The 8,068-nt window shown below is 63.4% G+C and carries 7 protein-coding genes; 5 read left to right on the top strand and 2 right to left on the bottom strand.

Features of this window, described 5'->3' with window-relative positions; translation table 11 throughout:
* Positions 1-729: intradiol ring-cleavage dioxygenase (locus EOD15_RS23305; RefSeq protein WP_127319452.1), on the bottom strand; the 729-nt coding region annotated here is incomplete at its 3' end.
* Between the two features lie 196 nt (positions 730-925).
* Here EOD15_RS23305 and EOD15_RS23300 point away from each other — a divergent pair.
* Positions 926-1,981, top strand: coding sequence for a GTP-binding protein (locus EOD15_RS23300; protein ID WP_127266500.1), 1,056 nt, complete (start codon positions 926-928; stop codon positions 1,979-1,981).
* Between the two features lie 257 nt (positions 1,982-2,238).
* Positions 2,239-3,213: a WD40 repeat domain-containing protein gene (locus EOD15_RS23295; RefSeq protein WP_127319454.1), complete on the top strand. Its 975-nt coding sequence runs from the start codon at positions 2,239-2,241 to the stop codon at positions 3,211-3,213.
* Positions 3,214-3,219: 6 nt separating this feature from the next.
* On the opposite strand, the gene EOD15_RS23290 is transcribed toward EOD15_RS23295, so the two are convergent.
* Positions 3,220-3,672 carry a hypothetical protein gene (locus tag EOD15_RS23290; protein ID WP_127319456.1) on the bottom strand — a complete coding sequence of 151 codons (453 nt, stop codon included), beginning with the start codon at positions 3,670-3,672 and terminating at the stop codon, positions 3,220-3,222.
* A 156-nt stretch (positions 3,673-3,828) separates the two neighbouring features.
* On the opposite strand from EOD15_RS23290, the gene EOD15_RS23285 reads away from it, so the two are divergent.
* The 3 genes from EOD15_RS23285 to EOD15_RS23275 all read left to right on the top strand — a co-directional run bounded on the left by EOD15_RS23285 (position 3,829) and on the right by EOD15_RS23275 (position 7,948).
* Positions 3,829-5,208: an aspartate aminotransferase family protein gene (locus tag EOD15_RS23285; protein WP_127319458.1), complete on the top strand. Its 1,380-nt coding sequence runs from the start codon at positions 3,829-3,831 to the stop codon at positions 5,206-5,208.
* An 11-nt stretch (positions 5,209-5,219) separates the two neighbouring features.
* Complete coding sequence (locus tag EOD15_RS23280; RefSeq protein WP_127319460.1) at positions 5,220-6,626, top strand: glutamine synthetase family protein; 1,407 nt, start codon at positions 5,220-5,222, stop codon at positions 6,624-6,626.
* An 86-nt stretch (positions 6,627-6,712) separates the two neighbouring features.
* Complete coding sequence (locus EOD15_RS23275; RefSeq protein ID WP_127319462.1) at positions 6,713-7,948, top strand: putative DNA modification/repair radical SAM protein; 1,236 nt, start codon at positions 6,713-6,715, stop codon at positions 7,946-7,948.
* Positions 7,949-8,068 lie beyond the last annotated feature (120 nt).

Below are 8,068 nucleotides of genomic sequence, written 5' to 3'. Positions count from 1 at the left end.
GCCGGACTTCACCGCGATGATCATCAGCGCCTGATAGGCATCCTCCAGCTCGCGCAGCGCAGCTTGCGATTGCGGTCCGGCCCGCCTGGCTATGCCGTCCGCGGCATTCGAGGTGTCGCGCTCGCCCGACCGGTCGTTGTAGGGCGCGACAGCGGTGAAAATCTGCTCGCTGAGGCTGTCCGGGAAGAACAACTGTCCGGTCATCACCGAACTGTCGTCGGGAAAGACCTTGAAATGGATGTGGGTGGTGCGGCCGCGATACCAGCCGGGATAGATCGTGGCGAAGAAAACGATGCCACTCGCGTCGGTCCTTTGCCAACCACGCAGGAAGGTCTGGCCCGAGGTGTCGAGATCGCGGCCATCACCCTGTCCGGGATAGCCGGAATAGGCGCCTTGCGCGTCGCAATGCCAGATGTCGACACGAGCGCCGGCAAGCGGGCGGCAGCCCGCGTCGACAACCTGCAGCCGGACATCAAGGGCAATGCCCTTCTTGCCTTCGGTGACATCGGCGCGTTCTAGCTTCGGATCGAAATAGAACGGTCCCTCGGTCGCCTCGGGCGTGATGGTGCAGACACCGGCGCCGTTTTCGAACAAGGCCAGTCCGGCATAGGGTGAAGTCTGGTCTGCCATCGCGGCGGCGGGCAGGAAGGCACCACCGCCGGCGGTGACCGCGATCAAACCGAGCGCCTGGCGCCGGCTCATTGAGAACGAGGATGGCTTGCCGGACATATCTTGCCTCTCGAATTGGCCTCTGTCGCCGTGATCTAGGCGATCACAACGGCTTTCGCCAACGATTCGGCAATGCAGCAAGCCGGTTTGGCCCATCGGTTTGCCCCGTGCAAAAGCCCGGCGCACATCCTATATGGAGCCGACATTCCCTTTTCTCAGGCCGAATTTCCGAGGCCCAGATAATTCGAGGCAAGCCATGAGCGACGCACAGACGCAGATCCCCGTAACCGTTCTCACCGGCTATCTCGGTGCCGGCAAGACGACGCTGCTCAACCGCATCCTGTCGGAAAACCACGGCAGGCGCTACGCCGTCATCGTCAACGAGTTCGGCGAAATCGGCATCGACAACGACCTGATCGTGGAATCCGACGAGGAAATCTACGAGATGAACAATGGCTGCGTCTGCTGCACGGTGCGCGGCGACCTGATCCGTGTCGTCGAGGGCCTGATGCGCCGACCCGGCCGCTTCGATGCCATCGTCGTCGAGACCACCGGGCTCGCCGATCCGGTGCCGGTGGCGCAGACCTTCTTCATGGATGACGACGTGCGCTCCAAGACCAGGCTCGACGCGGTGGTGGCGCTGGTCGACGCCAAGCACCTGCCGCTGCGGCTCAAGGATTCCAGGGAAGCCGAGGACCAGATCGCCTTCGCCGACGTCGTCGTGCTCAACAAGACCGACCTCGTGACATCAGAAGAGCTCGCCAAGGTCGAGGCGACGATCCGCGCCATCAATCCGGCGGCAAAGATCCACCGCACGACCCGAGCCGGCGTCGCCCTGACCGAGGTGCTCGATCGCGGCGCTTTCGACCTGTCGAGGGCGCTGGAAAACGACCCGCATTTCCTTGAGGCGCATGACGATCATCATGATCACGACCACGATCATGATGGCCACGATCATCACCACCATGATCATGACGGGCACCACCATCACGCTCATGCTTCAGACATCCATGACGTGACGGTGCAATCGGTGTCGCTGCGCGGCGGCGAGATGGACCCGAAGAAATTCTTCCCCTGGATCGAGAAGATCACCCAGATGGAAGGCCCCAACATCCTGCGGCTGAAGGGCATCATCGCGCTCAAGGGCGATGATGAGCGCTATGTCATCCAGGGCGTGCACATGATCATTGAGGGCGACCACCAGCGCGCCTGGAAGGACGGCGAGAAGCATGAGAGCCGGCTGGTGTTCATCGGCAGGGAACTCGACGCCGAGCGGCTGAAGAAGAGTTTTGACGCCTGCCAGGCGGCTTGATTTCCAGACTTTATAGCGCTAGCGCTGCCCCTCCTTCCTTCTCCCCTTGTGGGAGAAGGTGGCCGGGCGAAGCTCGGTCGGATGAGGGGTGTTCCAGCTTGGCGCTGACGGAGATCCGTCACCCACCCCTCAACCGTCTCGGCGCTGCGCGCCGATCCACCTTCTCCCACAAGGGGAGAAGGCCGGCCGCACCCAGCCGCGCTGGCGACCCAGCGAGGTTAGACGACCAGCATAAATCTCGAATGGAATAATCTCCCATGCCAACAGTCGCCCCGCTTGATCTCGAAGGCCACTGCATCGCTGCCGTCTTCCTCGGCGACGTGCCGCATTTCGCGATGGCCGACGGCGCCGTCCATCGGCTCGACCATGGCCACAAGACAGTTCAGGCCAATGACGGGCTGCTCGCCGCCTTTCATGATGCGGCCAATGACCGGCTGATCACCGGCGGCGAGGACGGCAAGGCGTTTTCCGTGAAAGCGGGCGGCGAGGTCACGGAATTGGCAAGCGCGGCCAAGAAGTGGATCACCAGCGTTGCCGCCGGGCCGCAAGGCGCGATCGCCTATGCCTCAGGCAAGACCGCCTTCGTGCGCTTCGCCGACGGCAAGACGAGGGAATTCGTCCATCCGCGTTCGGTCGAGGGGCTGGCCTTCTCGCCCAAGGGCATGCGCTTCGGTGTCGCCCGCTACAATGGCGCGACGCTGCATTTCCCGGCCGCCGAGGGCAAGCCGGTGGAGCTTGAATGGGCCGGCGCCCACACCGGCATCACCTTCTCTCCCGATGGCGCCTTCCTCGTCACCACCATGCAAGAAAACGCATTGCACGGCTGGAAGCTCGCCGACGGCAAGCACATGCGCATGACCGGCTATCCCGGCAAGGTCAAAAGCCTGTCGTGGAGTGTGAAGGGCAAGTGGCTGGCGAGTTCCGGCGCGCCGGCGGCGATCGTCTGGCCGTTTTCAGGCAAGGATGGTCCAATGGGCAAGGCACCGCTGGAGCTCGGCACGCGCGGCAACGCCATGGTGACGGCTGTCGCCTGCCACCCGAGCCAGGATGTCGTTGCCGTCGGCTATGATGACGGGATGGTGATGGCGGTGCGTTTTGCCGACGCCAAGGAAGTGCTGTTGCGACGGCCGGGCAAGGGCGCCATCACCTCGATGATGTGGGACAAGGAAGAACGCCGGGTCGCCTTCGGTAGTGCCGCCGGCGATTGCGGCGTCGTCGATATCACGGCCTGACCCCGCTCACTCCGCTCCGCACGACACCTTGCCGCTGATTTCAACCGGTTTGCCGTCCTGGTCCGTATCCGCCGCGGCGTCGTAGACGGCGAGCGTATAGCTCCCGTCGTAGACGCCTTCATCGCTGGTCTTGGTCAGGATCGTCAGTTCGACCGAATTGATCTTTTGCGCGACCTCGTGCTCGCGATAGATGTTCAGCCGCAATTCCTTGCCGTCGAGCCAGTACTGCGTCAGGTTGGAATCCTCGAACACCGTCTTGCGCAGGCTGTCGCCGGCAGGCCGGCTCAGAATTTGGAGGTTGCCGCGAAAGTTGAAGGTCGGCCCGCCCATGCCTCTGGTGACGCCTGCCTCGACCTCGAATGTCGCCGCCGGGTCCTCGGTGGAGCACCAGATGCCACCCGACGCGAAGGCAGCGCCAGCCGACGACAGAAGCATTGCCACACACATGATCGTTCGCATTTTACCCCTCCACCTCAATTCCCGCTCATATTGGCGCTGACTTCGGCAGCACGGTCAAGCGCTGCCGCCAAAGGCTGAGCCAACGCAGGGCAGATGCGCGGCCAATTGCGGATGCGGACACGGATTGGCTAAGAGGGATCGACCAGAGGGGTTTTCATGCACAGCGACACGTCCAACACGTCCATCGGCGGCATCGGCCGCGACCGCATTGCCGATTTGCGCGAAATCGAGGGGGCAGCCTTCCGCAAGGCGCGGCCAAAATCGCAGGCCAAGATCGGCAACGGCCTGCCCGGCTTCTTCAGCGGCGTCCCGATGCACTGGATGAACGATTGGCCGACGCCGTTCCGGATCCTGGTCGACAACGCCAGGGGCGCGAACATCACCGACATCGACGGAAACAAGCTCGACGATTTCTGCCTTGGAGACACTGGCTCGATGTTCGGCCATTCGCCGCCACCGGTGGCTCGCGCCATCCGCCGGCAGGCCGGACGCGGCCTGACCTATATGCTGCCTTCGGAAGATGCGCTGGCCATCGGGCCGCTGCTGCAGCAGCGCTTCGGCCTGCCGTTCTGGCAGATCGCGACGACGGCGACCGACGCCAACCGCTTTGCATTGCGCGTTGCCCGTGCCGTCACCGGCCGCGAAAAAATCCTGGTCTTCAACGGCTGCTATCATGGCTCGGTCGACGAAACGATGGTGCGGCTGATCGACGGCAAGCCCGTCAACCGGCTAGGATTGGCGGGCGAGTTCCGCGACTTGACCCGCACGGCCAAGGTCATCGAGTTCAACGATGTTTCAGCACTCGAAGCCGCGCTTAGGGATAAGGACGTCGCCTGCGTCATCGCCGAGCCGGTGCTGACCAATTCCTGCATGGTGCTGGCCGATCCGGGCTACCATGACGCCCTGCGCAAACTGACACGCCAAACCGGCACGCTGCTTCTGATCGACGAGACGCACACGATCTCGACCGGCCCCGGCGGCTACACGGTGAAATATGGCCTCGACCCGGACTTCTTCGTGCTGGGCAAGCCGATCGCCGGCGGCGTGCCGGCCAGTGTCTGGGGCATGAGCGACGACGTTGCCTCACGCTACGCGGATTACAACAGGACCAAGGAGCCGGGCTATTCCGGCATGGGCACGACACTCTCGGCCAACCCGCTGCAGTTCGCGGCGATGCGCGCCACGCTCGAAGAGGTGATGACGCAGGAAAACTACGACCGCATGAATCATCTGGCGCGGCGGCTCGATGCCGGGCTGACCGGCGTGATCGATCGCTATCGCCTGCCCTGGCATGTATCCCGCGTCGGCGCTCGTGTCGAGTTCATCTGTGCGCCCGGTCCGCTGCGCAATGGGGCCGAGGCGGAAATGGCGCATGCACCGGAACTGGAGGCCGCCATCCATGTCGCGCTGGTCAATCGCGGCGTGCTGATCGCACCCTTCCACAACATGATGCTGATCTCGCCGGCGACCTCGGCTGCCCAGGTCAACCGGCTGATCACCGCCTTCGGCGCGGTTGCGGCGAAGCTTGCGGCATGAGAAAAGCGGCGATGGACAACCCTAATGCCATGATAACCTCACCTTCGGGCTCGACACCTGCCGAGGCGCAAGCCTTTCTCGACGCCCATCCCGAGATCGAGGCCTTCGATATCGTGCTGACCGATGCCAATGGCGTCGGCCGTGGCAAGATCGTGCGCCGGCATGAGCTGAAGAGCATCTTCGAGGGCGGCCGCCATATGCCGATCTCGATCCTCGGCCTCGACATCACCGGCGAGGATGTGCACGAGACCGGACTGATCTGGACGACCGGTGATGGCGACCTCAGGGCATGGCCGATCCCCGGCACGCTGGTGCCGCTCTATGGCACGAGCCCGCCGCGCGGACAGTTGCTGATGGCGATGTACATGCTCGACGGCCGGCCGATGTCGTCGGATCCGCGGCTGGCGCTGGCTCGGCAGGTGGAGATCCTCGCGGCCAAAGGTCTCTATCCGGCCGGCGCCTTCGAGCTCGAATTCTTCCTGCTGGCCAATGAGCGCGACGCCGACGGCAAGGTGCAGCCGGCGCGCGCGGTGCTCGATGGCCGCGTCTCGGGCAAGACCGAAGTCTATTCGGTCGACCATCTGCACGGCATGGAGCCGCTGTTCTCCGACATCTATGCCGCGGCCAAGGCGCAAGGCATTCCGGCCGAGACGGTGATTTCCGAATATGCGCCCGGCCAGTACGAATTGACGCTGAACTACCGCAAGGATGTGATGCGGGCGGCCGACGATCTGGTCATGCTGAAGCGGCTGGTGCGGGCGCAGGCGCGCCGCCATGGCGTCACCGCCTGTTTCATGGCCAAGCCGATCGAGAAATATGCCGGCTCGGGCATGCATTTCCACGTCTCGCTGCAGGAGAAGGCCGGCCGAAACGTCTTTGCCGAAGCCGGCGGCGAGAGCTGGTCGCTGCCGCTGCTGCAAGGGCTCGGCGGCCTGATCCAGACCATGGCGGAATCGATGCTGGTGTTTGCACCGCACGCCAATTCCTGGCGGCGTTTCGTCTCGCAATCCTATGCGCCGGTGGCGCCGACCTGGGGTGTCAACAACCGATCGGTGGCCTTACGTGTGCCGGCCGGCGACGCCAAGAACCGGCGCATCGAGCACCGGCCGTCCGGCGTCGACGCCAACCCTTATCTGATCGCCGCAACCGTGCTCGCCGGAATCATCAAGGGCATGGATGAAGGCCTCGATCCGGGTCCCGAAACGACCGGCAACGGCTATGAGGCAGCGGTCACGCGCACGACCATGCCTGTCGACTGGCGCGCCGCGATCGAAGCGGCGCGGACGTCCAGCTTCCTGAAGAACGCGCTCGGCGAGGACCTGCACCGGACCTTCGTGGCGATCAAACAGTCCGAATATCTGCGGGTGGCACGCACGGTCAGCGAGTTGGATTACCACCTCTATCTGCACGAGGTTTGATGGATTCATGATGGGTGGCGATCACTTTTTCGCCGCCTCCATCAAATGAGGTGGCGTATCTCCTCTTCAGAACATATCATGAACATATGAGCGCACTTACCGTCCGTGAAAAGCTGGCGATACTCTCCGACGCCGCCAAATACGATGCCTCCTGCGCCTCTTCCGGTGCGGCAAAAAAGGATTCGTTGAAATCCGGCGGCATCGGCTCCACCGAGGGCATGGGCATCTGCCATTCCTATGCGCCGGATGGCCGCTGCATTTCCCTTCTCAAGATCCTGCTGACCAATTTCTGCATCTACGATTGCAGCTATTGCATCAACCGCTCGTCCTCCAATGTGCGGCGCGCCCGTTTCACCGTCGACGAGGTGGTGAAGCTGACCATGGATTTCTACCGGCGCAACTACATCGAAGGCCTGTTCCTGTCTTCAGGCGTCATCCGCTCGCCGGACGAGACCATGGGCGAGATGGTCGAGGTGGCGCGCCGGCTGCGGCTGGAGGAGAAGTTCTCCGGCTATATCCACCTGAAAACCATTCCGGAAAGTTCGGCCGAACTGATCGAGAAGGCAGGGCTTTATGCCGACCGGCTATCGATCAATGTCGAACTGCCGACCGACGAGGGTGTGAAGCGGTTGGCGCCCGAGAAGAAGCCGGAGACAATCCGGCTTTCCATGGCCAGGCTGCGCCAGAAGATGGAGGAGAAGGCCGAGCCGACTTTGAAAACCAAAAAGCGCGAACGCTTTGCGCCGGGCGGCCAGTCGACGCAGATGATCATCGGCGCCGACAAGACATCCGACGACGGCATCCTTCACACCAGCGCGCGGCTCTATGGCAGCTATCATCTGCGGCGCGTCTATTACTCGGCTTTCAGCCCGATTCCGGATTCGTCATCGTCGCTGCCCTTGCTGAAACCACCGCTGATGCGCGAGCACCGGCTCTATCAGGCCGACTGGCTGATGCGGTTCTATGGGTTTTCGCAGCCGGAAATCCTTGCCGGGAGCAGCGACGGCATGCTCGATCTCGCCATCGACCCGAAGCTCGCCTGGGCGCTGCGCAACCGGGGGCAGTTTCCGGTCGACATCAACCGCGCCGACCGCGAAGCTCTGCTGCGGGTGCCGGGTCTCGGCACCAAGGTGGTGGCAAAGATTTTGGAGACGCGCCGGCATCGGCGCATGCGGCTGGAGGATGTCGGGCGGGTCTGCCAGTCGATTGCCAAGCTCAGGCCGTTCATCATCGCCGAAGGCTGGTCGCCTGGTGCGCTGACCGACAAGGCCGGCCTGCGCGACAAGATCGCCCACTCCTGCGAACAATTGTCGTTGTTCTGATCATGCGGCCGGCGGAACTCGATCTCGCCAGATACAGAGTTCGGCTCGACAGCGAGACGGATTTTGCCGGCTGGCGTGACGCGGCACGGCGGCCGGCCCCGGATGAGGTCAGGCCCGGGG

Origin of the sequence: Mesorhizobium sp. M7A.T.Ca.US.000.02.2.1, assembly GCF_003996995.1 — a bacterium.
GTDB lineage: Bacteria > Pseudomonadota > Alphaproteobacteria > Rhizobiales > Rhizobiaceae > Mesorhizobium.
The sequence above is the reverse complement of the archived record's forward strand: the minus strand, read 5'-3'. Positions and strand labels throughout refer to the sequence as shown.